Source organism: Legionella gratiana (assembly GCF_001467695.1).
Lineage (GTDB): Bacteria > Pseudomonadota > Gammaproteobacteria > Legionellales > Legionellaceae > Legionella > Legionella gratiana.
On the sequence record NZ_LNYE01000029.1, the window covers coordinates 717,290 to 742,508 of the forward strand.

The window sequence follows — 25,219 nt, forward strand, 5'->3', positions numbered from 1 at the left end:
AAGCATGGAATCCAATCTCTTATTATCTTATTTACAATGTGTGACTTATAAAAACACTTTGTATAAAAATATAAAAAATGATATCTTATATAAATTAACGAATTCAAAGTGTATCTATTAAAGTGCAAAACGAGAAACATCCAAAATCACTCCGTATCTTTTTCGCAACTGAAATGTGGGAACGTTATGGCTTTTATGTAGTTCAATCCCTTCTAGCACTTTATTTGGCATTGTATTTCAAATGGCCGGATAAACAGGTTTATGCTCTGGTTGGCTCATTTACCGCTTTAACCTATCTTTCTCCAGTAGTTGGTGGTTGGATAGCTGATAAGTTAATTGGCCAAAAAAGAGCTGTCTTATTGGGCGCTGTGGTTTTATTTGTGAGTTATTGTCTCTTATCATTAGTAGATAATCCCACAGTGCTTACTGCAGCACTTGCTGCTATTGCCGTAGGAACTGGTTTGTTAAAACCAAATATTTCATCCCTTTTAGGTAATGAATATCTTACCGGATGTCCTCGCCGTGAAAGTGGCTTTACCATCTTTTACATGGGAATAACAACCGGTATTATTTTAGGTACTACTTTACCAAGTATTTTACATGACCATTTTGGCTGGGTTGCTTCTTTTACCAGTGCAGCAATTGGAATGATCATCGCTTTTATTGTCTTTTTATATGGAATCCGAAAATATAACATACAGGACTACAATCCTTTTGTTTTTCAATATAAAAAAATCATAGCAGCAATTGCTCTAATGATATTTCTTTGGTCTTTGTCATTTTATATTTTAAATTCTCCCAAATTAGCTAATCTTATGTTTGGACTGGTTGTCTTATTTTCTGCTGGTTATATTCTATATTCAGTGAGCAAAGAAAACGCTAATCAATCGCGACAGACATTGGTTATTGGTTTATTATGTATCATTTCAGTGGTATTTTGGGCTTTTTATTTTCAAATGTTTATGTCACTGACTTTGTTTATTTCACGAGTTGTTGAGCCCAAATTTTGCGGCATTGCATTTCCTCCTCCTTATTATGTTACTATCCAAAGCATAGGCATGCTCGTTATTGGTTTCATTCTGTCGCGGAAGAATCTTAAACTTAATTTAATTGAACGCGGACTCAACATTGGAAAGAAATTTTTGCTGGCAATATTTATTACTACTCTAGCCTATGCAGTAATCGCTTTGGTCAGTAACTTTACCGATAAGAGCACCTTACTCTCGCCGCTTTTAATTATTCCCGCTTATTTAATGTTTTCATTAGCCGAGCTCTTATTATCCCCAGTAGGATTATCTGCAATCACACTTTTAGCTGATAAAAATAAAGTCAGCACCATGATGGGCATCTTTTTTGTTTCCTTGGGAATTGGAGGATTCTTATCGGGCAAGCTCGCTGCATTAACCGCAATTCCTCCTGGCGAAACGAACATTGCTGTATTAAAAACACTTTACGCTGCTGCATTTGCGCAACAATTAGGTATCCTTTTTCTTGCCGCCTTGTGTTGTCTGGTTTTATTTGCGGTTATTAAATTTTTATTAACCCATGTCCGTTTAACTGAATAAATCAGATTAAGTATTTCTAATACTAGAGTTTCTTCTTATAACTCTTTTTATATAGAAGAAATACTGTTATCATTCACCGCTTTTTTATAAATAACTACCTAAGATATGTCAGAACAAAATCCCATGTTAGACAAATTATTGCAATTGCTTGATGACAACCAAGCAATTGAAGTTAAAGTTATCGATGTCCGCAAACAAACAACGATTACTGACTATATGATTATTGCTTCAGGACGTTCATCACGTCATGTCAAGGCAATCTCACAAAAAATAATGGAAGAAATGAAATCCTCAGGAATTCCAGCGATGCATTGTACTGGCTTGGAGACAGGAGATTGGGTGCTAATTGACTTTAGTGACATTATTGTTCATGTGATGCAACCTGAATACAGACAATACTACAATCTTGAAGGTCTTTGGGAAGAACATCCTTAACAAACACTATGCTAAAAGTTACTATCATCACTTTAGGCAATAAAATGCCTGCTTGGGTAGTTCAAGGTTCCCAAGAATTTGCGAAACGACTTCATGAAGGGATGCAACTAAAAATCATCGAAATTCCTTTAATTCGTCGCAGTAAGTCTTCTGATTTAACCCGAATATTAGAAAAAGAATCAGCATTGATTCAAGAATCATTACCGCATAATGCACGAATTATTGCTTTAGAAATCGAGGGAAAATCATTCGGCAGTGAAGAATTAGCAATTAAAATTTCTCAATTACAACATACAGAGAGTCATCTCTGCTTTTTGATAGGTGGGCCGGAAGGACTTTCACAAGAAACTCTAAGACGATGTGATGAACGATGGTCCTTATCAAAACTTACCCTTCCCCACCCCTTAGTACGAATTATTTTATTAGAAGCATTATATAGAGCCTGGTCTATTATTCATAATCATCCTTATCATAAGTAACGTGAGTTCGACATAAAAGCATAGAGATGGCTTTTATAAGGCTAAGCAAGTAAATCTGTAGTAAACCACTCCATTTTAAGTTACCATGCGATTTTTTGTGTCCAACTTAACTGACTGTAAGTCATGAGTCGAAATCAATCATTTAAAAATTATCGAATCGAATCTCAGCATCAACTGTTCCGAATTAACTTGCTGGTCGCTTTTCTTATTATTTTATCTTTAATCCTGATTTTAAGGCTCGCTTTTTTACAAATTTCTGAATTCAAAAAATACCAAACTCTTTCACTGAAAAATCAAATGAGTATCATTCCAATTGCGCCACCAAGAGGGGTTATTCTTGATAGAAATGGCGTATTGCTTGCAGAAAATATACCCGTATATGTTTTGGAAATTATTCCTGAGCATTTAAAGAATATGGAACGTACATTAGCTGAATTGCAGAAACTAATTCCTTCGATTACTGAAGACGATATTGAAAATTTCAAGCGAATTCGAAAACAAAATCGTTCCTTTGTCCCTATACCCATTAAATTAAAATTAACTCAGGAAGAAGTCGCTCTTTTTGCCATTAATCAATACCATTTTCCAGGGGTAAGCATTAAAGCTCGTCTCATGCGTCACTACCCTTTAGGCGAAATAACGGCGCATGTTCTTGGCTATGTAGGTAGAATCAATATTCAAGAATTAAAAACAGTAGATCCAACTAATTACCGTGCTACAAACTTTATTGGCAAAGCTGGGATTGAAAAATACTACGAGGATATCCTCCACGGCAAAGTAGGCTATCAGATGGTAGAAACGGATGTTAGTGGCCGTACGCTTAGAACAATTAATAAAATTAATCCACATTCAGGAGCAAAACTCTATTTAAGCCTTGATATAAGACTGCAACAAGCAGCTTATGAGGCCTTAAAAGAGAAACGTGGAGCAGTCGTAGCAATGAACACTAAAAATGGTGAAGTTCTAGCTATGGTAAGCTCCCCTAGTTTTGACCCCAATATTTTTGTGGGTGGAGTCAGTTCAAAGGAATACAAAAAACTGTCTAATACCTTACAAAGACCATTATTTAACCGTGCCGTTCGCGGCGTATATCCTCCAGCATCAACAATTAAACCGTTTGTCGGTTTAGCAGGCTTGGAGAAAGGATTTATAACTACAGCGACAACAATTTATGATCCTGGTAAATATAAACTACCTAACTCCAGCCATATCTATAGAGACTGGAAAAAAACGGGTCATGGAATGATCAACTTTAAAAGAGCAATTACGGTTTCTTGTGATACTTACTTTTATCAACTAGGCAATAAAATGGGTATTTCCAATATTGAAGACATGCTGGTCAAATTTGGCCTAGGCCATTTAAGCCAAATTGATCTCCATGAAGAAGCTTCTGGTATCGTTCCCAGCATACGCTGGAAAAAACAAACTAAAGGCGTCCCCTGGTATCCAGGTGATACATTAATTACCTCAATAGGACAAGGATTTATGTTAGCTACACCATTACAAATGGCTAATGCAACAGCGTCTTTAAGTCAACATGGTCGTCGATTCAGGCCTCATTTATTAACAAAAACTGTAAATAGTGACAGTGGTGAAGTAAAACGATACAAACCTGTAGAAGAGTACCCTATTTATCTCAAAGATGAAGCAAACTGGGATATAGTTGCAGATGCAATGCATCATGTTTTAATCAGTAATGAAGGGACAGGTTATCGCTTTGGCCGCAATCCACCCTATCCTGTTGCAGGAAAAACAGGAACAGCCCAAGTCTTTAGTGGTAGACAGTATGAAAAGACCAAATATGAAGATATCCCTGAAGCATTACGGGACAATTCACTGTTTATTGCTTTTACTCCTGTTGAAAAACCAGAAATTGCAATCGCTGTGGTGGTAGAAAATGATGTTGCAGCCTCAATAGTTGCTCGCAAAGTACTTGATGCTTATTATAAACTTTATCCGATGAAAAATACCAATGAACAGACTCAATAGTAAACCCGTTTATCGTTTTACTGCGAAATCATTACATCTGGACTTTCCTTTATTAGGCTTATTGCTTGTCCTGATCAGTTTTGGTCTTTTGATTTTGTACAGTGCATCTAATGCGAATACAGGAATGATCTTACGACAATCGATGAGACTTATTTTTGCATCACTCATTATGATTGTACTTGGTTTTATCCCCCCACATAAATATAAAATATGGACGCCATGGATATATAGTGTAGGGTTAACTTTATTGATTGCAGTGATGCTCATGGGTAAAATCGGTAAAGGAGCTCAACGTTGGCTCGAATTAGGTTTATTCCGTTTTCAACCGTCTGAAATCATGAAATTAGCAGTGCCCATGATGGCTGCTTGGTACTTTGACCGTCAAGCTCGTCCCAGTAGTTTGAAAGCAATTGCAGTTGCAAGCCTCATTATCTGTGTTCCAGCATTATTGATTGCCAAACAACCTGATTTAGGTACTGCAATTATGGTTTCGGCTGCGGGATTATGTGTTGTATTTTTAGCAGGAATTCGCTTTAAAGTAATTCTCTTACTCATGCTTTTGGTAGGCTCGTCCATCCCTGTCATATGGCATGTTATGCATGATTATCAAAAACAAAGAGTATATACATTGCTTGATCCGGAACAAGATCCACTGGGTGCAGGATATCATATTATTCAATCAAAAATTGCTATAGGTTCGGGTGGGCTTGCTGGAAAAGGTTGGTTAGAAGGAAGTCAATCTCACCTTAATTTTTTACCGGAACATGCCACTGATTTTATTTTTGCTGTGAGTAGCGAAGAATTTGGCTTTGCAGGGGGATTCGCTATTATTGCTCTTATTGCCATGATTGCCCTACGTAGCCTTCACATTGCATCTAATGCCCAAACTACATTTACTCGCTTATTAGCAGCGAGTCTTGCTATGTCTTTCTTCATGTCCGGTTTTGTTAATATTGGTATGGTCATGGGAATTATTCCTGTTGTTGGCATTCCATTGCCGTTGGTGAGTTATGGAGGAACAGCAATGGTTACCTTTTTAGCCAGCTTTGGTATCTTGATGTCTATTAGCTCACATAAGATTTTATTTAATAGTTGGAATTAAATAAAAACAGTTCGATATAAAAAATTACTTTATTTTTTCTGGCGAACTCGTATTAAAGTAATTCCCCTATTAATGCAAAGCTTTTTCGATGGATCTTACTTGGTCCAAGTCGCTTTAACGCTTCTCGATGAGCAACTGTCGGATATCCTTTGTGTCCTGTAAAACCATAGCCCGGGTAAATTGCATCAAGCGCTTCCATTTCCGCATCACGATACACTTTAGCGAGAATAGAAGCAGCGCTAATTTCAGGAATTAAATCATCACCTTTCACGATTGCCTTACACGGAATATTTAGCTTAGGAATATGTATACCATCCACTAATACCTGATCGGGTTTAATGGGTAAGGCCTCTACTGCTCGTTGCATTGCCAATAAAGTTGCATGATGAATATTAAGCGCATCAATTTCATCGACTTCCGCCCGACCATAAGCATAGGCAATAGCTTGTTCTTTAATAAGCAATGATAATAATTCTCGTCTTTTTGCGCTTAATTTTTTGGAGTCCGCAAGCCCTTCTATAGGATCTTTTAAAATAACTGCAGCCGTTACAACTGCCCCAGCCAAAGGTCCCCGTCCTACTTCATCTACACCAGCTATAAGCATTATATTATCCATGATTCTTTTTATTAAAGGCTAATAATATCCTTTTAAAATTGATTTATCACCAAAGAAATGCGATCATGCGCACAAATAATTAACAGATAAACAGAATGAGTAAAATTCGTTGCGCAGTAATTGGTGTCGGTTATTTAGGTAGGTTTCACGCACAAAAATATCAACTCCTTTCTAATGCAGAATTAGTTGCCGTTTGCGACCTAAATCCAAAAATATTAGAATCAGTATCGGATGAATTACAAGTTCCTGGTTATACCAATTATCATGATTTATTTGACAAAGTTGATGCAGTAAGTATTGCTGCAACAACGAACAAGCATTATGAAATTGCAAAATCCTTTTTAGAACGAGGAATCCATACTTTAATAGAAAAACCAGTCACTGAAACAATAACGCAAGCAGCAGAATTAATACAACTTGCAAAAAAACACCAGGTTAAATTGCAAGTTGGACATTTAGAGCGTTTTAATTCAGCTCGATTAGCTTTAGATAAGTATTTAGATAATCCCTTGTTTATAGACTCACAACGTTTAGCTCCATATAATCCACGCGGAGCTGATGTTAATGTCATACTTGATGTCATGATTCATGATATTGATTTAATTCAACATATGGTTAAAAGCCCTATTATTTCCATTTCCGCTCAAGGAGCTCCAGTACTTACAAACGCAATCGATATTGCGAATGCGCGCATTACTTTTGCCAACCATTGTGTCGCCAATCTAACAGCAAGCCGTATTAGTTTTAAAACCGAACGCACGACACGAATTTTTCAACAAGATACTTATCTTTCAATAGACTATCAAAATAAAAAATTTGCGGTTTTTAAAAAAGGTACTGGTGAATTATTCCCTGGAATTCCTGATATCACTCATGAGCAAAAGGAATTCGCCAAAGGAGATGCTTTATTTGAAGAAATAAAAGCGTTTATAAAATGTATTGAAGAAGACAGCATCCCTCTAGTTACTGGCGAAGATGGTCTGCATGCGCTTGAAACCGCAGAAACAATTACTTCGCTTATTCATGCTAACTTGATAGAACGCCATGCAAGAATCTAAACGAATTGTCATTATTGCTGGTGAAGAATCAGGTGATATTCATGCCTCAGTTTTAATTCGACAATTAAAAGCTGCCTATCCCAATGTAGCGATTAGTGGCATAGGTGGTAAACATATGCAAGAAGCAGGAGCTGAATTAATTTCTGATTTAGCACGCTTTGGGGTAACAGGTCTTACAGCGGTCATTCGTCACCTTAAAGTAATTCGTCAAGCATTTCTTGCAATAAAGAAACATTTGAATCAACAAAAACCGGATCTTCTCATTCTGGTTGATTATCCAGGATTTAATTTAAGATTAGCGAAATATGCAAAGTTAAAACTAGGCATTAAGATTCTTTACTACATAAGCCCTCAAATTTGGGCATGGAAAGCCAAACGCATTCATCTTATAAAGCAATGTATTGACCAAATGGCAGTTATTTTGCCGTTTGAAAAACCCCTATATGAAAAAGCTCAGGTTCCCGTAAATTTTGTGGGTCATCCTTTAGTAGAAAAAATATCTTCTGCTGTCAACAATACTCAAATACAGCGTAAAGCACTGAAGCTTCCTTCAGACAGTCAGATTATAGCTCTTCTTCCTGGAAGTCGTACTAATGAAATTGAGCATCATATGCCAATCTTGCGCGATACGGCACTACTGCTTCAAGAACGCTACCCTAACTTATGTTTTGTCATTCCTATTGCAAACACAATTAATCCGGAAAAAATTAAACATTATTTTTCCAATACTCACTTATCTATACGATTTGTAGAAGGACAAGCACTAAATTGTATGGCTGCAGCAGATTTCGTTATTGTTTCTTCAGGCACCGCTTCTCTTGAATGTGCCTTGTTAGAAAAACCGATGTGTATTATTTATAGATCATCTTTACTCAATTATGTTTTAGCAATGAAGTTTATTAAAGTAAAATTTTTGGGCTTGTGCAATCTTTTAGCAAATAGAATGATTGTCCCTGAATTTTTACAATATGATTGCAATGCCCATGAGTTAACCCGCTATATTGATCGCTTTTATAATGATCCTGAACAACCCCAAAAAATGCTCACTCAATTAACTAAGGTGAAGCAATCGTTGTCTTCAGAAAAATCTGATCGCACATTGTTTGATCTTGTGGTGAATGAATTGTACAAAAAAAATGCATAGTTTTATCTTAAAAATATAGAATATCAATTATCCTTCATGTACAATTAATTTTGCTTTCATTGTGAATGCAAGCAATTGGAATGTATGATTTAATTTTTAATAAGGAAGTTAAGATGACTGTCATTGAAACACCTGAAACAACCCAAAGTATCATTAAACAAGATCAAGGTCTACAAGATCTGGTCTATAATTTAGTCTCCCGTTTTCTTGCTGAAAATAAAAATAAAAACATTGATGATCTATACGACATGATATTATCTGAGGTTGAACCTCCATTGTTGCAAGCAGTAATGGAAAAACGACGTGGCAATCAACTACAAGCTGCTAAAATGCTTGGCATTAGTCGCGGCACAATCAGAAAGAAACTCCAAAGATATTTTGGAACAAAATATTTTCGTTTAACCGATGAATAGTTTTAATTTGGAATGATTTCCGATTAGAATAAAAAGGCTCGAGGAATCGAGCCTTTTTTTTACAGTATGTTTTAAGGATTTATTTGATGAAAAAATTTATGTATCTAGCACCCATGATTGGTCTACTTGTAACTTCTTGTGTCACAGATAAACCTGATGTTATCGCTGATGATGCAGGTCAATTACATTACACAACACCCTATCAAGATGATACACGAGGCCAAAAAGACTTCCCTGCGACATGGAATGTAAAGGGTAAAAAACTTTTTGTTTTTGATCCAAATGTTGATGCATGGGCAGCCTATGATGCTCAAGGTAATCGAGTGATGACAGGCAGTGCCTCAGGAGGAAGGGATCGTTGCCCAGATTCTAATGAATCGTGTCGAACTGTAGTTGGAACTTTCGCTGTATTTAATAAAAAAGGGGCTGATTGCAAATCAAATGAATATCCTCTTGCACGGGATGGTCATGTAGCCGGTGGTGCCAAAATGCCTTATTGCATGCATTTTCACGATGGCTACGCAATTCATGCAGCTTATGAAGTTCCCAAATACAATACCAGCCATGGCTGTATTCGAGTTCTCCCAGGTGCCGCAAAATGGCTCAATGAGAACTTTATTGATGTAGGAACAACTGTATTAGTTCTTCCTTATGCCTAATGCTTTCTTATTAATAATCCTGAAAAAAGAATCAGATCTTTTTCAGGATCTTTTTTAAGTATAACAGTTGACTCTTTAATATCCTTCGATAAAATGTACAAAAAATTTTCATGGAGGGATTCAGTTATGTCATTATCAACTCTAAATATAGGTACTTTACTGGAGCAAGTAACAGATAAATACCTTAGTCGATCAGATTATGCTGCTCTACGCAGCTCCTGCATTCTCCTATCGCCGGTATCTGATGTAACAACTGAAGTTCAAAAAGAACTTCACCGCCTCCTCGAAATAGAGAAACAAACTACCGCCGCTCAACTCACATTAGAGGCTTGTGAAAAACAAATTCAACAAGATTTACAAGAAAAAGAACAAGACTATCAAGAAAATCAAAAAGATTTAGAATTAATCTCTCGATTGGAAAATGAATTAATTTCGGTTCAAAGACAAAAGCGATTGATTGATATCGAACTTAATGAGCTTGAAGTAAATATGTTACGTCATGAGTCACTCATTATGGAGATTTCGCGACAAATTGTATTAGCATCTCATCCAGAGTCAACGCAACACACACATACGCATCCAGAACCAACGCAACACACACATACGCATCCAGAACCAACGCAACACACACATACACATCCAGAACCAACGCAACACACACATACACATCCAGAACCAACACAACACACGCATACGCATCCAGAACCAACACAACATACACATTCCCATCCGAGCACAACAGATCAACTACCGAAAATACCACAGATTCAACCCGATACAGAACATCATCATGACCATGAAAGGGAATCATTAGAGCTTCGGAAACGCACTTTTTCTCAAGAACTTAACCAAATAAAAGAAACCTTAAAAAGCAAACAGATATTGAGTCAAAAACAACAAAGTCGCATAGAAGAAATAACAAACAGGTTAAATATAGAGTTGCCTGAAAAACAAAAACAACGAAACGATCGAGCAAATGCTCGTGCACTACGAGCCCAAGCTCGTTTATATGATAAGACTCCTGAAAAGGAATTGTCCTCAACAAATTATCGTTCATTACAAAAATCTATTGCTGATGCACAGGAAAAGCTACAAAAAATGCAACATCAATTAATGCAAAAAGCAACAGAAATGAGCTATCAAACATTCTTAACTCGACTTGGATATTGTTTACAATCACTAAACTTAAGTTATCAAGAAAAAGAAGCATTAAAGCGAATCGTCAGTAACATGGAAGATTATCTTTTAACTCAAGCGGAAAAGCAAAAGCAAATTTCGATACGTCATTCAGCTTATCTTGAAAAGGAAACACTCGTACACGATATTCATCAAAAAGAAAACAGGGTAGCTCAATTAAAAAAAACGAATCCCCAGCTCCATGCTCAAAATCAAGCTCTTGAAGAAGAAAATCAACAATTAGCACATACCATAAAAGAACGAAGCACATATAGAGATTATCTGCTAAAAATTGGGTTATTTGGCCTTCTGGGGTCAGGAATTTCCATTGCCGGAGGGTTTTTAGGTATGTATATGATGCCTATTGCTCTAATCTCCATATGTTTTGCGCCAGCAGCAGTAATAAGTTTTATTACTGTAGGCTTCTTCATAGCTACTTTGGCATATACACTTAAAAACAATAGTGATACCAATCAACAGGAACGTAACAAAACAACGATTCAGCAAAATAGAACAGCCATTTCGAAACAATCTGGAGAAATTATTTCCCTCGAACAAGAAATACTCCCTTCAATAAAAGAGAAACTCAGCGAAGTAGAAAAGAGTCTTAGTTTACTTGATAAGAAAATTAAGAAGTTACAACATCAAGCAGAGTCGTTGCATCATCAAGCACAACAAGTCATGGTCACACATGCAATTAATAAACCGTTCTTTAGCAGTGAAACAGAAACTCGAGCAACAATTAATTCAACAGCCATACAATTGGAAGAAGTTCAAAGAAACACACGTTCGTGCTAACAGCATGAGTTATATAATAGCCTAGCTTGGATAAAACACAGCAGAACCCCAGGAAATTCCCAGGGTTCGCTATGCTTCATTCAGACCATAATTAAACAGCAGATGATGCCAATAACCTATTGACTCTACTTACAAAATCCGCAGGATTATCTAATTGACCACCCTCAGCTAAAACGGCTTGTTCAAATAACATGGTTACCCATAACTCAAATTGATTGTCATCTTGAATATCATGCAGACGTTTGATTAATACATGCTCGGGGTTGATCTCAAATACAGGTTTAGTCATTGGAACTTGTTGGCCAGCGGCTTGTAAAATACGTTGCATTTCCAAACCCATATCTTGTTCATCAGCAACAATACATGCTGGAGAATCAGTTAAGCGATTGGTTACTACAACATCTTTAACTTTGTTCTCTAAAATTTTCTTAATATGATTGAGTATCGGTTCCAGAGTTTTTTCTTGTTCTTTAATTTGTTCTTTAGACTCATCATCTAAATCGACTTTTCCTTTGGATATGGACTGCAGTTTCTTACCCGCATATTCACTCAAATACCCCACTAACCACTCATCAACTTTGTCACTTAATAATAATACTTCAATTCCTTTCTTCTTAAAGATTTCTAAATGTGGACTATTTTTAGCCGCATTATAGCTGGATGCAGTAATATAGTAGATTTTATCCTGCCCTTCTTTCATACGACTTATGTAATCATCCAGTGTTGCTTCTTGTTTCTCTGATTCAGTAGCTGTAGTAGCAAATCGCAATAATTTAGCAATTGCTTCCTTATTAGCAAAATCTTCTATTGGACCTTCTTTTAATACTAAACCAAACTCATTCCAAAACTTTTGATAAGTTTCTTTATCTTGAGTGCTCATTTTTTCAAGCATGGATAATACCCGTTTTGTACATGCAGAACGGATGCTTTCTACCTGTTTGTTATCTTGTAAAATCTCCCGTGATATATTCAATGGCAAATCACTTGCATCAACAATACCTTTTACAAATCGTAAATAACGTGGTAAAAATTGAGTCGCATCATCCATAATAAATACGCGTTTTACATAGAGTTTCAATCCATGTTTCGTTTCCTGCTGCCATAAATCAAAAGGAGCATGAGAAGGAATATAAAGCAAGGAAATATAATCATGCTTTCCTTCAACATGATTATGCGACCATGTAAGCGGATCCTGATAGTCATGAGAAATGTGCTTATAAAGCAATTTATAATCTTCATCGGTGATATCTGATTTTTGCATCGTCCATAAAGCAGTTGCTTTATTTACTGTTTCATATTCAACGGACTCTTTCTCCTCAGTTGATGCTTTTTTCATCACTATAGGCCAACAAATATGATCGGAATATTTGCTGATGATACTGCGTAGACGCCAACTACTTAAAAACTCATCGTTATCTTCTTTAATGTGAAGGATAACCTCCGTACCACGAGAAGTTTTTTTCTCATAGTCAATAGTAAACTCCCCTTCTCCATTCGACTCCCACACAATACCTTCTTCAGGTTTCAAACCGGCGCGGCGACTTTTCACTGTGACTTTATCAGCAACAATAAAAGCAGAATAAAAACCCACACCAAATTGACCAATTAACTGAGAGTCTTTCGCACTTTCACCTGTTAAATGACTCATAAATTCTTTAGTACCTGATTTAGCAATCGTACCTAAATTTTCAACAGCCTCATCCCAACTTAAACCAATCCCATTATCACTGATGGTAATAGTTTTTAATTTTTCATTAAAATCAATACTGATTTTCAAATCTGAATCATTTTCATAAAGTGCACTATTAGATAAAGCCAAAAATCTTAATTTATCTAAAGCATCCGATGCGTTAGAAATTAACTCACGCAAGAATATTTCCTTATTGCTATAAAGGGAATGCACTACTAAATGCAACATTTGTTTTACTTCAGTTTGAAAGCCCATCGTTTGTTGCTTGCTTGACATTTTAATCTGGTCTCCTGTTTATGCATTGTCTAATGATTTAAGTGATATAGGGATCAGTTAACAAATTTCAAGGGAGACATGAAGAAAAATTAGAAAATCGACACTCTTGGGAGAGTCAATAAATACCTGAACATATAAGATGAACTCATCTATAACTTGGGCGTGATGATTCATCAACGCCTAAAAGTAATTGATTATTTCGCAGTACAGCATGGTATTAAGAAAACAAACGCAACTAAGTTATTGAGTTTTAGTCTGATATCAGTGGTGTATAATCAAATGCTGGCATACTCAAAGTTCCTCCAGAATGAATAATTAAAACATTACCTTTTAATTGCTCCGTTTGGATACGTTTTCTCGATTCATAAAATAATTTAGCAGCATAAATAGGATCAGCTAAAATCCCCTCCTCTCTTGCTAAACGGCACACTTCATTTTTAATCGTTCGATTCACCGAACCGAAAGATTTGGCAGTAGTTGGATAAAAACAGGAAAAATTATTAGGAATTAATCCAATCCATTGATTTAATTTGCTGTGAAATAGTGCTTCATCATCAGCCAATAAAAGTACATGAATTTGAGCTTGATGGCTTAATTCGGCTAACCTCTTAACAAGAGCTGCAGCAGAAAAACCCGTTCCGGCATCAATAAAAATATGTTGAAATGGTACTTCTAAGGTATGTTCATTTAAAATAATATCTTCAGCTAAAGTTGAAGCTCCCTTCAGTGCCTCAGGAACACTAGCTCCTTCACATAATACAAAACCCGACTGATTGAGTGTATTAAGATAATTATTGGCAAGTTCATTTACCTGTGGCCAATCTTCACGATCAATCCAGATAATTTCTTGCTCCTCGAGAAATAGACGGCTTAATTTATAATTTCCTTGCAACTCTACTTTCCAAGGTCGAAGCAAAAAAACGGTTACTTTAAATTGAAACTCTCTAGCTAATTGTAAAACAGCAAGTAAATTATTAGATTGAGGTCCAGCAATAATAATAAGATGACGTATTTTCTGATCCATCAAAAAAGGCAAAAGACTAGCATATTTACGTAATTTCGAACCGCTAATCCCACAACCTAATTCATCATCTCTTTTGACATAACAAACTGTCCCCTCTTCAGGAAAATGATTTAAACGATGTACTCTGCTGGATAAATTCCACATCAAGATCACCCAGGCTCCGATAATTTACGCTGGAGAACTTCTGACAAAATCAAGATGTTGTTTCGAAGAAGTTGATTCATGAAACTTATAGCCTAGATCGTCAAATTCCTTAAGAGATGACACATCATCAATTTGATTTTGCATGAGAAATCGTGCCATGGCGCCACGAGCTTTTTTAGCATGAATACCAATCATTTTTAACTGCTCATTCTTTTTTTCATAAAAATTAATCGTAATAATTGGATAATTTAATTTTTTTTCATCAACTGCGTTAAAATATTCAACAGAAGCAAGATTAATTAACATCGGATTTTTCTGAGCTGCTAATTGTTCGTTCAGTGCCTGAGTTACCGTATGTTGCCAAAAAGCATATAAGTTTTTACCGGCAGGATTTTCTAAACGAACCCCCATTTCGAGTCTATACGGTTGAATTGCATCTAGAGGCTTCAATAATCCATAAAGTCCAGACAAAATTCTTAAATGATCTTGGGAATAATGCACTGATTTTTGGTCCCAACTTTTTGCTTGCAAACCTTGATAGACATCTCCTTGGAATAAAAATAATGCAGGATATGAATGAAATGACGCTTTATCATCCATACGAAATGCTTGATAGCGATGATAATTTAATTCAGCAAGATCTTTGGATAAACCCATAAGCGCTGCAATTTCATCTACAGTTTTTGTTTGCATTAACGTTACAAGAATGTTCGTTTTGTCCAAAAATATCGGCTTAGATGTGTCAGCTCCATACGGTTTAGAAATTTCTAATAGTTTTTTAGCTGGCGATAATAAAATAAGCATCAATCATTCCCATTTATTCTTTAATGCGGTTTGGTACCCGGGACCATACCCACTCGTGGTCTGAAAACATAAATTGTTACTGGATCAGTGCTATCAATTATATTTCCTTCTTCATCTAGGATTTGGACTGCTAAAGTATGTGATCCTCGATTCATACCATTTATTTCAAATATAAGATTTTTTTGTGGCTCTCCAAGAGCAGCATTATCATAAAGCAATTGTGCTTTATCTCCTGGAAAAAGATCAGGCTCTGTGAGTACTGTTACTGTCACAAAACCCTGATTATTACGAATCGTTGCTCCGCTTACAGGTTTGACAATTTCAATCTTGTCATAAGAATGTTTTAATTTTACAGGATTATCATCCTGTAATTCCCCCTGTTCTGTAGATATTTGAGATGTTGCGGCAGGTGGTGATGAAGAACTTTGTTCCTCAGGAAGAGTAATGACTTCAGCCCCTTTATGAGGCGTATCACTAAAATGCACTCCCCCCTGACTGTCTACCCATTTATAAATTTGTGCATATGATAAGCAAATAACCATCATCAATGATAGGAAGACAACAATTTTATTCATCACCATGATTCCTAGAGACTGTAATATAACTCAAACTCATAAGGATGAGTCATGCTTCTAATTGTACTTGTTTCTTCTTCCTTCATGTGAATGTAGTTCATAATGAAGTCCTTAGTAAACACATCACCTTCTAACAAGAAATCATGATCCATTTTCAGATGCTCCATGGATTGATCTAAAGAAGCACATACAGTAGGTATATCAACAAGCTCTTCTGGTGGTAAATCATAAAGATCTTTATCCATTGCCTGTCCTGGATGAATTTTCTTTTGAATACCATCTAATCCAGCCATCATCATTGCAGAAAATGCAAGATAAGGATTTGCCATAGGATCAGGAAACCGTACTTCAATCCGACGTGCTTTAGGGTTATTGACATGAGGAATACGAATAGCCGCTGATCGATTTCTTGCTGAATAAGCCAAAAGAACTGGGGCTTCAAAACCGGGAACCAGTCGCTTATAACTATTCGTTGCTGGGTTAGTAAATGCATTTAATGCACGAGCATGTTTTATAATGCCGCCAATGTAGTAAAGTGCAATTTCTGAAAGCCCTGCATATTGGTCTCCAGAAAATAAATTAACTCCATTTTTGGATAATGATTGATGACAATGCATTCCATTTCCATTGTCACCTACCAAAGGCTTAGGCATAAAAGTAGCTGTTTTACCGTAATTATGTGCTACATTATGAACTACATACTTTAAAATTTGTAATTCATCTGCTTTTTGGGTTAATTTATTAAAACGAGTTGCAATTTCACACTGATTTGCAGTAGCCACTTCATGATGATGTGCTTCGACGGTCATTCCTAATGATTCTAAAGTTAAACACATTGCTGAACGTATGTCATGAGAAGAGTCTACTGGAGGCACTGGGAAATAACCGCCTTTTATTGCGGGTCGATGACCAATATTTCCACCTTCCAATTCTTTTCCGGAGTACCATTGAGCTTCTTCTGAATCGATTTTATAAAAAGCACCACCAATACTTGTTTCCCATTGTACGCTATCAAAAATAAAAAACTCAGGCTCAGGACCAAAAAAAGCAGTATCTGCTATTCCAGTAGATTGTAAATAAGCCTCAGCACGCAAAGCGAGTGATCTAGGACAACGTTCATACCCCATCATTGTTTTAGGATCAACAACGTTACAACGAATAAATAGGGTATTGTCTTGAAAAAAAGGATCCAACTTCATTGTATTTAAATCAGGTAGTAACGCTAAATCTGATTGGTGAATTTTTTGCCATCCTTTAAAAGAAGATCCGTCAATCATTTTTCCATTTTCAACAAAATCATTATCCACAGCTGAAATTGGAATGGTAATATGTTGTTCTTTCCCTCTTATGTCAGTAAATCGTAAGTCAATTAATTTCGCCTCATGCTCTTTAATTGCCTCAAGTATAATATTTTTGCTCATTATAGGTCTCCAGGATAATCTGGTTGTATAGTGTACCTTAAGTGACTTCTTAAACCCAATAGATTAAACTCTATGTTTTTATCAAAACCCTAAAAAAGTATGGGCGCGTATCAATACCAGGCACTACAAAAAAATGGCAACACGACTAAAGGAGTGCTCGAAGCTGACTCTGAACGTCATGCGCGCCAACTTTTACGCGATCGAGGACTTATCCCCACACAAATTCGTGTTTTAACACAGCAACGCTCGGGAAATCATGCCAAGAGCAAAGTTTCCGCGGCAGATCTCGCCTTATTCACTCGTCAGCTAGCTACATTACTTGCTGCTGGGATCCCTGTAGAAGAATCATTACGAGGTGTCAGCGAACAAACAGAAAAAGATAAAGTTAGAGAATTAATTATTGGAGTGCGGTCAAAAGTACTTGAAGGTTATGGATTAGCACAAGCAATGGCTCAATATCCCTATGCATTTCCCGAATTATATCGTGCAACAGTAGGTTCGGGGGAACAAACTGGGCGCTTGGATGTCGTTTTAGAAAAATTGGCAGATTACACGGAAAATCAGCAGCAAACAAAACAAAAAGTTCAGCAAGCGTTGATCTATCCAATCATCATGATTATCGTATCAATTGGAATTATTTCCTTTTTATTAAGTTTCGTAGTCCCCAAAATCATCGAAGTATTCACAAGTAGCGGACAAACACTACCTGAAATGACGGTGCTCTTAATCAGTTTGAGCCATTTCATTAAAAATTACGGTCTTTATACCTTACTTGGACTTCTTCTTCTATTGATTGCATTTAAGAAAAGCTTAGCTCATATTAAAATTAAAACCTTCTGGCATCGCCTATTACTTAGGCTTCCTATAGTGTCTTATTTGGTAAAAACAATTAATGTTTCACGCTACATTCATACTTTTGGTATACTTTTCGCTGCCGGCGTAAACGTTCTTGAAACCATGCGTGTTGCAGCAAGTTTAGTGACTAATGTGCTCATGCGCCAATCATTTGATACTGCTGCAATAAAAGTCAGAGAAGGATGCGGTATCAATGAAGCTCTAAAGGAAACAGGCTATATCAGTCCTATGGCTATCCATTTAATTGCCAGCGGCGAAAAAAGCGGCCAGTTAGCAAACATGATGGAGCGTGCCGCCCTTCATCTGGATAATGAAGTAAAACGTTTAATCGATACCTCACTCACGCTATTAGAACCTATGGTTATTCTGTTGATGGGCGCAATTGTTTTATTTATTGTTTTAGCTACTTTGCTGCCTATTTTCTCAATGGAGCAATTAATTACTTAAGATTAAATAATGCTAATACCCCAGCAAATAAATCCCTAAATGAGATATAATATGGATTTCCTGAAATTTGCTTTATAGTAGATAACTCTAGCACCCAGGTATATTTAAACGGAGTAAAGATGAATAGACAAAAAGGCTTCTCATTAATTGAAATTATGGTTGTAGTCGTTATATTAGGTATTCTTGCCTCTATAGTAGTTCCTAAAATTATGGGTCGTCCTGACGAAGCCCGAAAAGTCAAAGCAAAACAAGATGTACTTGCTATCCAAAATGCTCTTGACTTATATAAACTTGATAATGGTACTTATCCAACTACCGATCAAGGTCTATTAGCACTTGTTGAAAAACCTTCTTCCAACCCAATACCCAACAATTGGAAACAATATTTAAAATCATTACCTACTGATCCTTGGGGCAGAGATTACCTCTATTTAAATCCTGGACAGCATGGTGATGTGGATGTATTTACCTACGGTGCGGAAGGACAACCTGGAGGTACAGGAATTAATGCCGAGATCGGTAATTGGGATGAGAAAAAATAATCGAGGCTTTACTCTAATTGAAATTTTAATTGTTCTAGTGATTATAGGCATAACCTTTGGTTTTGCCTTAATTAGCTTTGGTGATTTTGGAGAAAGTCGGCGTATTCTCTTTGCCGCTGAGCAACTACTAAATACACTTCGTTTAGCACAACAGCAAGCTATTTTAGAGACTAGTACATTAGGCCTACGTATTAATAATGATAGCTACCAAATTCTTCAACTCCAGAACAATTCACAATGGAAACCCATTTCGAATAAAGGAGTATATAAAATAACCTATTTTCCCGAAAATACACATATTACACTAAAAACTCACCATCGTACTCCAGCAGGAATGCCCTCTATCATTCTTACCTCATCGGGAGATATGACTCCATTTACTTTGCATTTTGGGAGTGATAATGAGCACAATGTTGCTTTAATTGTAGGTAAATCGAATGGGAGTTTAAAATTTAATGTGGTTCATAGTAAATGATAAAGCATGATAAAAAAGCCGGGTTTACCCTAATCGAAGTATTATTAGCCCTTTCTATTATTGCAATTGCACTAACAGCTTTACTCAAGGCAATCTCACAAAATGTAGAAACAGCGCGACGTATCAAAGAAAAAACAGTAAGTCATTGGATTGCCATGCAAGGAGTTGCCATGATTCAACTCAACTTACTGCAGGTGAATCAAAGTCAAGAAACGACTCAAGATACAACGATGCTCAATGAACATTGGTACTGGCGCGCAAAAATCAGTTCAACATCACAAAAAAATATTCAAAAAATAATTATTTCAGTCAGCACTGAAAAGGCTGGTCCTTTTAGAGAAGAACTACAAGCATTCAGGTACGTATCATGAAAAAGTGCTTAAAGAAGCAAAAAGAATTTAAGGGATTTACTCTAATTGAAATTTTAATTGCCCTGGCAGTATTTGCTATTCTCGCCACAATCACTACATCCGTTTTATATAATGCATTTACAACACGATCTCGTGTTAATGCACAAAGTAATCGTTTAAATGAACTGCAACTTGCAATAAGTCTGATTCAGCAAGATACGAGTCAAATCGTAGAACGCGCTATAAGAGGTAATGAAATGCGGCTATTTTCGGCTTTTATAGGACAGACAAATTATCTAGAATTCACTCGTGATGGAGTAGTAAATCCAGGTAGCATTGAGAAACGAAGCACACTCAAACGAGTAGCTTATGTCTGTCAAGAAGGAACTTTAATTCGTAGATCCTGGAATACACTTGATACCCTAAATCGAAATGAGTATCAAGATAAGCTTTTGTTGTCTCAGCTTACTGATTGTCATTTTGGTTACTTAAATCAAAACTTGCAAATACTCACTGAATGGAGAGAACAAGCAATAACCTTAAATCAACATAAAGAGCCATTTCCCAAAGCCATACAAGTGAACCTGACTTTGCGCGATTTAGGCGAAATTAATTTATTATTTACACTACCTGGGGCGCTTTATGCCCCAAGTTAGAAAAGTTAAAGTACCATTTGGAAAAAGATCTACCGCAGCGTTTCGTAAGAGGCTAAATACCGGTAGCGCCCTTCTTACTGCTCTTTTTATCATGACTTTAGTTGCCATTGTTGCTACGGCAATGAGTACTAAAATCCAATTAGATATTTACCGTACAAAACTTATACTCACTCATGATAAGCTTTATCTTGCTGCCCAAGCAGAGACATTTTGGGCAATGGGAGAATTAAGTAACCCAAAAAATAAGTTCATCAAAGCGAATGCTCAAGGTGTAGTACGTCAGTATCCTATAAATAGGGAAAATATTGATAAAACGGTTGGATTAAGCGGTGCACTTTATGATTTACAGGCTCGATATAATCTCAATAATTTGACAAATAGAAAAGCAATGATGGGATTTGTTAATCTGATTAGCGCCACCATGCCGCAAATTACGGAAGCAGAAAAAACCCAATTAACTCTTGCAGTCAGTGATTGGATCACATCCTATGATCTGGCGCGAGGCAAAGATAATTACTTATCTTATTACACAAGTCAAAAACCACCTTATTATCCAAGCCATCAACTCATGAGTAGTCCATCCGAATTACGATTGGTTAAAGAGGTAAGCGCACCTCTTTATTTAGCGTTAGAGCCATTCATCAGTGCATTACCTGAGTCCACGCCAATTAATATCAATACAGCTCCCAAACAAGTGCTTAAATCACTGAGCAACAACATCAATAATGCCCAACTTAGCGAACTACTTAAGGAAAGAAAAGAAAAGGGGATCACCGACTTAAAAAAAATTGCTGAATTACTCAAAAAACTTGATATCGCTAATGAACAGATCACACTGGAAAGTAGTTATTTTCTCAATGTAGCTTCTGTCACCAGCGATAATATTAACTTAACAGTGTACACTTTGTTTAAAAGAAATCGAGATAAAAAGGGGAAAATCACAGTCACAGTACTCAGAGAAAGCTTGAATATTTTCTAGTTTTGAGACTCTTGGCTCATATTCTGCGATATTTCTTTAATCAGCTCTTCAGCTGCTTTAAGATCATCTGCAGATAATTTTTTTTGGAGCATATTTAGCTCTTTTTTTGCTTCTTGATTTTTATTTTCTGATGCAATTTTAAATAAAGCATAAGCTTTAATCCAATCCTTTTCGACACCTAATCCAGCAAGATACATATAGCCTAACTTAGCTTGCCCTATTGTGTTTCCTTGTGCAGCAGCTTTGGTAAACCAATAGAAGGCTTGCCCATAATCCTTATCAATCCCTATTCCTGTAAGAAGTAATTGACCTATTTCAACTTGAGCTTCAGATTGTCCATTCTGAGCAGCAGCGTTATACCAATAAGCTGCTTTTTGTGGATCAGCTTCAACTCCATAACCTTTAAGATAGTAATAAGCCAAATAAGTTTGTGCTTTAGGATGACCTTGATTTGCTGCTTGTGAAAACCAATAAAAGGCAGCTTTATCATCGATAACAACACCGGGTTGCTGTCCGGTATATAATAGCCCTAAACTGTATTCTGCTCTCGCATCACCTTGCTCCGCCGCTTTTTGATACCAATATAAGGCCTTGTTCACATCTTTTGTTGTTCCCTCTCCCATAATATAATCATAAGCGAGATTCACTTGCGCTTTACTGTACCCTTGCTTTGCTGATTTTTCGAACCAATCAAATGCCATTTTTTTATTGGCTGTGACACCATCTCCGGTATTATACATCAAAGCGATATTCCTTTGCGCAATAGGATTACCTTGTTTTGCCGACTTCATATACCATTTAAACGCTTCAGAGAAATTTTGTTTTACTCCATCACCCAGATCATACATGAAACCTAGGCTTAATTGGGCTAAAGCATAATTTTTCTCTGCAGACTTTTGATACCATTTGAGTGCTTCTGTGGGATTTTTTGATACACCTTGTCCATATTGGAACATGCGTCCCAACAAATACATCGCTTCAATATTTCCATCTCTTGCTGCTTGCATCAAGTAAGGATAGGCAGTAGTGTAATCTCCATTTTCAAATGCTGAAAAACCAATGATCTCTCCATCAGCAAAAGCAGTATTGACAACCAGCAATGCCGCTAAAATCAAGCTACGCACATGCCGTCTCCAATTGAATCCTCTTATCTAAAGCGTAGGATATAGAATGAACAAAGCAAGTAATTACCTCTATTTAACGTGAGTTCGACATAAAAGGCATTTCTATGCCTTTTATGTTGCTAAACGAAGAACTATCTCTGCTCAGAGTATGTTGACCCTTATTTTTAAATTACCCTATTATTTTCCTGCCACCATCATTTTTTCAATGAGTACAGAACCACATCGGGTAGCAATATTAGGATTAATATCACTTCCCACCGCAAGAATCGCTTTAAATATATCTTTTAAATTTCCTGCAATGGTCACTTCATCAACTGGATACTGAATCATGCCATTTTCTACCCAATAACCACTAGCTCCTCGTGAATAATCTCCTGTAACTCCATTTACCCCCTGTCCCATCAGGGCGGTGACTAATAACCCCTTATCCATTGTTTTTAATAAAGCAGCAAGATCACCTGCTGTTGGATCAATTGTTAGATTATGCACTCCATCGCTATTTGCCGTCGTATTTAACCCAAGTTTACGCGCAGAATAACTTCCTAATACGTATTGCAGCACCTGTCCTTTTTCTACTATAAGATTAGGACGAGTTGGCACACCCTCACCATCAAATGGCGAACTCCCTAAAGCGCCTAACAAATGAGGTTGTTCATAAATACGAATAAACTCAGGAAACACTTGTTGTCCTATTGAATCCAGTAAAAATGTATTTTTTCTATAAAGATTCGAACCACTAATTGCATTAATAAAACTTGAAAATAAGCTACTAGAAATTCGTGATGAAAAAATAACAGGAGTTGTTTGTGTCGCAATTTGTTTTGCTCCTAAACGACTAACAGCTCGTTCGACTGCATTTTTCGCAACTAAATGACTATCTACTAAATCCCTTGCATTACGAACGATTGTATAATCATACTCGCGTTGCATTTCCTCACCTTCTTTAGCAATTAAAGAACAGCTTAAACTATGGCGTGTACTATGAGTGAATCCACTACCTCCCTGTGTATTTGCAAATCCATTATGGGATTCATATGTAGATACATTAACTCCATCTGAATTTGTAATTCGTTTATCCAGTGACAAGGCATAACTTTCACATTTTAAAGCCAAATCAATTGCTTGCTGAGGATTTATGTCCCAGGGATGAAATAAATCCAGATCAGGGTGATTGGTTGTCATTAATTCCTTATCTGCTAACCCAAAACAAGGATCTTCAGCGCTCACTCTCGCTATCTCACAAGCTGCTTTAACCATTGCCTCCAATGCGGCAGGTGTAGTATCCGTACTACTTGCACCACCTTTTCGTTTACCAATATAAACAGTCAAACCAATTCCTTTATCTTCACTAAAAGCAACGGTTTCAACCTCTCTCATACGTACATCAACTGAAAAGCCTTTGTCATTATTCACAGCAACCATAGCGTCTGTTGCGCCCTCTTTTTTGGCCAGTTCGAGTACCTCAGTCATTAAACGAGTTAAATCTGTAGTTGACTTATGTACTTCACTATTGTTATGTTGCGTTCTAATTTGCATAAAAGATTCCGTGGTGTTGAATGATGTACATAAGGATACAATAACATGTCTTCGCAAACCAATGTTTATCATGCAAACAAATTACATTTGTTCTTTTTATTATTTTTTATAGCTATTTTTTTAGCTCCATTTCAATCATATGCTGAAGGAAATTGGCAAAAATTAAGTCCAGGTATTGAGTATCAAGATCTAGCTGGTGGGATACTCGCTCCATGGTCGCATGTCTATGTTTTTCGTGTTGACCTCAATAAAAACAAGTTAGGCTTAGTCAATGCAAAAAATTTAGCATTAAAAAACGCGTCTGTGAACCAATTTGCAGTGTATAGCAAAGCACTTGTAAGCCTTAACGGTGGTTTTTTTGACCATGAATTTAACTCTCTTGGACTAAGGATCACTAATAAAAAATTAAAAAATCCTCTAAAACGAATCAGTTGGTGGGGAATTTTTTTTATAAAAAACAACAAGGCGCATATTTCCAGTCTTCGCCACTTTCAATATGATAGTGATATTGATTTTGCCATTCAAAGTGGTCCTCGATTATTGATTAACCGGAAAATTCCATCACTAAAACCCGGAATCGCGGAGCGTTCTGCTTTGGGAATCACTGCAGACGGTAAAGTTATCCTTTTAGTCACGACCAATGCTGCAATGACTACCAATAAACTTGCTCATTTGCTTCGCTCACCACCTTTATCTTGCATTGATGCCCTTAACTTAGACGGAGGAAGTTCAAGCCAATTGTATGCTCATATAGGTTCTTTCTTACTAAATGTTCATGGGTTTTCTAATATCAGTGATGCAATTATCGTAAAAAAAATAGGTTTTTAATTGAGAACGAATTATTCTAAAAATAATCACACGTTATCCACAAAATATTCCCACTTTAT

Annotated in this window: 25 protein-coding genes; 17 read left to right on the forward strand and 8 right to left on the reverse strand. The window is 36.5% G+C overall.

Translation table 11 applies throughout. The annotated features are described in order from the left end of the window. Positions 1–122: 122 nt before the first annotated feature. The 5 genes from Lgra_RS16180 to rodA all read left to right on the forward strand — a co-directional run bounded on the left by Lgra_RS16180 (position 123) and on the right by rodA (position 5,570). Positions 123–1,565 carry a peptide MFS transporter gene (locus tag Lgra_RS16180; RefSeq protein WP_083502922.1) on the forward strand — a complete coding sequence of 481 codons (1,443 nt, stop codon included), beginning with the start codon at positions 123–125 and terminating at the stop codon, positions 1,563–1,565. A gap of 105 nt (positions 1,566–1,670) precedes the next feature. Further along, the gene (gene rsfS / locus Lgra_RS16185) at positions 1,671–2,000 is read left to right on the forward strand and encodes a ribosome silencing factor (RefSeq protein ID WP_058500183.1); all 330 of its coding nucleotides are present in this window, start codon (positions 1,671–1,673) and stop codon (positions 1,998–2,000) included. 8 nt (positions 2,001–2,008) lie between these two features. Beyond that, positions 2,009–2,479, forward strand: coding sequence for a 23S rRNA (pseudouridine(1915)-N(3))-methyltransferase RlmH (rlmH, locus tag Lgra_RS16190; protein WP_058500184.1), 471 nt, complete (start codon positions 2,009–2,011; stop codon positions 2,477–2,479). Positions 2,480–2,602: 123 nt separating this feature from the next. Further along, complete coding sequence (gene mrdA, locus Lgra_RS16195; protein WP_058500185.1) at positions 2,603–4,468, forward strand: penicillin-binding protein 2; 1,866 nt, start codon at positions 2,603–2,605, stop codon at positions 4,466–4,468. Next, entirely contained in the window at positions 4,452–5,570 is a 1,119-nt protein-coding gene (gene rodA / locus Lgra_RS16200) for a rod shape-determining protein RodA (RefSeq protein WP_058500186.1), read from the forward strand. The genes mrdA and rodA overlap by 17 nt, the downstream gene beginning before the upstream one ends. Before the next feature lie 52 nt (positions 5,571–5,622). On the opposite strand, the gene rnhB is transcribed toward rodA, so the two are convergent. Next, complete coding sequence (gene rnhB / locus Lgra_RS16205; protein WP_058500187.1) at positions 5,623–6,174, reverse strand: ribonuclease HII; 552 nt, start codon at positions 6,172–6,174, stop codon at positions 5,623–5,625. Positions 6,175–6,281: 107 nt separating this feature from the next. Here rnhB and Lgra_RS16210 point away from each other — a divergent pair, with 107 nt between their 5' ends. The 5 genes from Lgra_RS16210 (at position 6,282) to Lgra_RS16230 (ending at position 11,434) form a co-directional block, all read left to right on the forward strand. Further along, positions 6,282–7,244: a Gfo/Idh/MocA family protein gene (locus Lgra_RS16210; protein WP_058500188.1), complete on the forward strand. Its 963-nt coding sequence runs from the start codon at positions 6,282–6,284 to the stop codon at positions 7,242–7,244. Next, positions 7,231–8,388 carry a lipid-A-disaccharide synthase gene (gene lpxB, locus Lgra_RS16215; RefSeq protein ID WP_058500189.1) on the forward strand — a complete coding sequence of 386 codons (1,158 nt, stop codon included), beginning with the start codon at positions 7,231–7,233 and terminating at the stop codon, positions 8,386–8,388. The genes Lgra_RS16210 and lpxB overlap by 14 nt, the downstream gene beginning before the upstream one ends. A 113-nt stretch (positions 8,389–8,501) precedes the next feature. Further along, entirely contained in the window at positions 8,502–8,801 is a 300-nt protein-coding gene (locus Lgra_RS16220; RefSeq protein ID WP_027269723.1) for a helix-turn-helix domain-containing protein, read from the forward strand. Between the two features lie 86 nt (positions 8,802–8,887). After that, positions 8,888–9,460, forward strand: a complete 573-nt coding sequence (locus Lgra_RS16225) for a L,D-transpeptidase (protein ID WP_058500190.1) — start codon at positions 8,888–8,890, stop codon at positions 9,458–9,460. Between the two features lie 126 nt (positions 9,461–9,586). Continuing rightward, entirely contained in the window at positions 9,587–11,434 is a 1,848-nt protein-coding gene (locus tag Lgra_RS16230) for a hypothetical protein (RefSeq protein ID WP_058500191.1), read from the forward strand. Between the two features lie 91 nt (positions 11,435–11,525). Here Lgra_RS16230 and htpG read toward each other — a convergent pair whose 3' ends face one another. From htpG to glnA, 5 genes are all read right to left on the reverse strand, one after another. Next, the gene (gene htpG, locus Lgra_RS16235; protein ID WP_058500192.1) at positions 11,526–13,400 is read right to left on the reverse strand and encodes a molecular chaperone HtpG; all 1,875 of its coding nucleotides are present in this window, start codon (positions 13,398–13,400) and stop codon (positions 11,526–11,528) included. A 250-nt stretch (positions 13,401–13,650) separates the two neighbouring features. After that, entirely contained in the window at positions 13,651–14,568 is a 918-nt protein-coding gene (locus Lgra_RS16240) for a pyridoxal-phosphate dependent enzyme (protein ID WP_058500193.1), read from the reverse strand. A 24-nt stretch (positions 14,569–14,592) separates the two neighbouring features. Next, positions 14,593–15,372: a peroxide stress protein YaaA gene (gene yaaA / locus Lgra_RS16245; protein WP_058500194.1), complete on the reverse strand. Its 780-nt coding sequence runs from the start codon at positions 15,370–15,372 to the stop codon at positions 14,593–14,595. Positions 15,373–15,392: 20 nt separating this feature from the next. Next, positions 15,393–15,947 carry a DUF4124 domain-containing protein gene (locus Lgra_RS16250; protein ID WP_058500195.1) on the reverse strand — a complete coding sequence of 185 codons (555 nt, stop codon included), beginning with the start codon at positions 15,945–15,947 and terminating at the stop codon, positions 15,393–15,395. Between the two features lie 11 nt (positions 15,948–15,958). Beyond that, complete coding sequence (glnA, locus tag Lgra_RS16255) at positions 15,959–17,368, reverse strand: type I glutamate--ammonia ligase (RefSeq protein ID WP_058500196.1); 1,410 nt, start codon at positions 17,366–17,368, stop codon at positions 15,959–15,961. A 99-nt stretch (positions 17,369–17,467) separates the two neighbouring features. On the opposite strand from glnA, the gene lspF reads away from it, so the two are divergent. The 6 genes from lspF (at position 17,468) to gspK (ending at position 21,672) form a co-directional block, all read left to right on the forward strand. Then, positions 17,468–18,670 (forward strand): GspF family T2SS innner membrane protein variant LspF, encoded by a 1,203-nt coding sequence (gene lspF / locus Lgra_RS16260; RefSeq protein ID WP_058500197.1) that lies wholly within the window; start codon positions 17,468–17,470, stop codon positions 18,668–18,670. Positions 18,671–18,789: 119 nt separating this feature from the next. Beyond that, positions 18,790–19,212 (forward strand): GspG family T2SS major pseudopilin variant LspG, encoded by a 423-nt coding sequence (gene lspG / locus Lgra_RS16265; protein WP_058500198.1) that lies wholly within the window; start codon positions 18,790–18,792, stop codon positions 19,210–19,212. Then, positions 19,199–19,687, forward strand: coding sequence for a type II secretion system minor pseudopilin GspH (gene gspH, locus Lgra_RS16270; protein WP_058500199.1), 489 nt, complete (start codon positions 19,199–19,201; stop codon positions 19,685–19,687). The genes lspG and gspH overlap by 14 nt, the downstream gene beginning before the upstream one ends. Further along, a complete protein-coding gene (gene lspI, locus Lgra_RS16275) occupies positions 19,684–20,058 on the forward strand; it encodes a GspI family T2SS minor pseudopilin variant LspI (RefSeq protein ID WP_058500200.1) in 375 nt (124 codons plus the stop codon). The genes gspH and lspI overlap by 4 nt, the downstream gene beginning before the upstream one ends. Continuing rightward, complete coding sequence (lspJ, locus tag Lgra_RS16280) at positions 20,055–20,693, forward strand: GspJ family T2SS minor pseudopilin variant LspJ (protein WP_058500201.1); 639 nt, start codon at positions 20,055–20,057, stop codon at positions 20,691–20,693. The genes lspI and lspJ overlap by 4 nt, the downstream gene beginning before the upstream one ends. Continuing rightward, positions 20,680–21,672: a type II secretion system minor pseudopilin GspK gene (gene gspK, locus Lgra_RS16285; protein WP_058500202.1), complete on the forward strand. Its 993-nt coding sequence runs from the start codon at positions 20,680–20,682 to the stop codon at positions 21,670–21,672. The genes lspJ and gspK overlap by 14 nt, the downstream gene beginning before the upstream one ends. On the opposite strand, the gene Lgra_RS16290 is transcribed toward gspK, so the two are convergent. Together Lgra_RS16290 and pmbA are read right to left on the reverse strand one after the other, a co-directional pair. Further along, positions 21,669–22,796 (reverse strand): tetratricopeptide repeat protein, encoded by a 1,128-nt coding sequence (locus Lgra_RS16290; RefSeq protein ID WP_058500203.1) that lies wholly within the window; start codon positions 22,794–22,796, stop codon positions 21,669–21,671. The genes gspK and Lgra_RS16290 overlap by 4 nt on opposite strands. Before the next feature lie 177 nt (positions 22,797–22,973). After that, positions 22,974–24,332 (reverse strand): metalloprotease PmbA, encoded by a 1,359-nt coding sequence (gene pmbA / locus Lgra_RS16295; protein ID WP_058500204.1) that lies wholly within the window; start codon positions 24,330–24,332, stop codon positions 22,974–22,976. 45 nt (positions 24,333–24,377) lie between these two features. On the opposite strand from pmbA, the gene Lgra_RS16300 reads away from it, so the two are divergent. Next, positions 24,378–25,160 (forward strand): phosphodiester glycosidase family protein, encoded by a 783-nt coding sequence (locus Lgra_RS16300; RefSeq protein WP_058500205.1) that lies wholly within the window; start codon positions 24,378–24,380, stop codon positions 25,158–25,160. Positions 25,161–25,219 lie beyond the last annotated feature (59 nt).

Coding starts and splice junctions, on each gene's coding strand:
- rodA (WP_058500186.1), top strand. CDS start 4,452: ATGAACAGACTCAATAGTAAACCCGTTTATCGTTTTACTGCGAAATCA.
- Lgra_RS16210 (WP_058500188.1), top strand. CDS start 6,282: ATGAGTAAAATTCGTTGCGCAGTAATTGGTGTCGGTTATTTAGGTAGG.
- Lgra_RS16220 (WP_027269723.1), top strand. CDS start 8,502: ATGACTGTCATTGAAACACCTGAAACAACCCAAAGTATCATTAAACAA.
- Lgra_RS16250 (WP_058500195.1), bottom strand. CDS start 15,947: ATGAATAAAATTGTTGTCTTCCTATCATTGATGATGGTTATTTGCTTA.
- rlmH (WP_058500184.1), top strand. CDS start 2,009: ATGCTAAAAGTTACTATCATCACTTTAGGCAATAAAATGCCTGCTTGG.
- htpG (WP_058500192.1), bottom strand. CDS start 13,400: ATGTCAAGCAAGCAACAAACGATGGGCTTTCAAACTGAAGTAAAACAA.
- rnhB (WP_058500187.1), bottom strand. CDS start 6,174: ATGCTTATAGCTGGTGTAGATGAAGTAGGACGGGGACCTTTGGCTGGG.
- lspG (WP_058500198.1), top strand. CDS start 18,790: ATGAATAGACAAAAAGGCTTCTCATTAATTGAAATTATGGTTGTAGTC.
- lspJ (WP_058500201.1), top strand. CDS start 20,055: ATGAAAAAGTGCTTAAAGAAGCAAAAAGAATTTAAGGGATTTACTCTA.
- gspK (WP_058500202.1), top strand. CDS start 20,680: ATGCCCCAAGTTAGAAAAGTTAAAGTACCATTTGGAAAAAGATCTACC.
- lspF (WP_058500197.1), top strand. CDS start 17,468: ATGGGCGCGTATCAATACCAGGCACTACAAAAAAATGGCAACACGACT.
- yaaA (WP_058500194.1), bottom strand. CDS start 15,372: ATGCTTATTTTATTATCGCCAGCTAAAAAACTATTAGAAATTTCTAAA.
- rsfS (WP_058500183.1), top strand. CDS start 1,671: ATGTCAGAACAAAATCCCATGTTAGACAAATTATTGCAATTGCTTGAT.
- Lgra_RS16230 (WP_058500191.1), top strand. CDS start 9,587: ATGTCATTATCAACTCTAAATATAGGTACTTTACTGGAGCAAGTAACA.
- Lgra_RS16225 (WP_058500190.1), top strand. CDS start 8,888: ATGAAAAAATTTATGTATCTAGCACCCATGATTGGTCTACTTGTAACT.
- Lgra_RS16240 (WP_058500193.1), bottom strand. CDS start 14,568: ATGTGGAATTTATCCAGCAGAGTACATCGTTTAAATCATTTTCCTGAA.
- lpxB (WP_058500189.1), top strand. CDS start 7,231: ATGCAAGAATCTAAACGAATTGTCATTATTGCTGGTGAAGAATCAGGT.
- lspI (WP_058500200.1), top strand. CDS start 19,684: ATGATAAAGCATGATAAAAAAGCCGGGTTTACCCTAATCGAAGTATTA.
- mrdA (WP_058500185.1), top strand. CDS start 2,603: ATGAGTCGAAATCAATCATTTAAAAATTATCGAATCGAATCTCAGCAT.
- Lgra_RS16300 (WP_058500205.1), top strand. CDS start 24,378: ATGTCTTCGCAAACCAATGTTTATCATGCAAACAAATTACATTTGTTC.
- pmbA (WP_058500204.1), bottom strand. CDS start 24,332: ATGCAAATTAGAACGCAACATAACAATAGTGAAGTACATAAGTCAACT.
- glnA (WP_058500196.1), bottom strand. CDS start 17,368: ATGAGCAAAAATATTATACTTGAGGCAATTAAAGAGCATGAGGCGAAA.
- gspH (WP_058500199.1), top strand. CDS start 19,199: ATGAGAAAAAATAATCGAGGCTTTACTCTAATTGAAATTTTAATTGTT.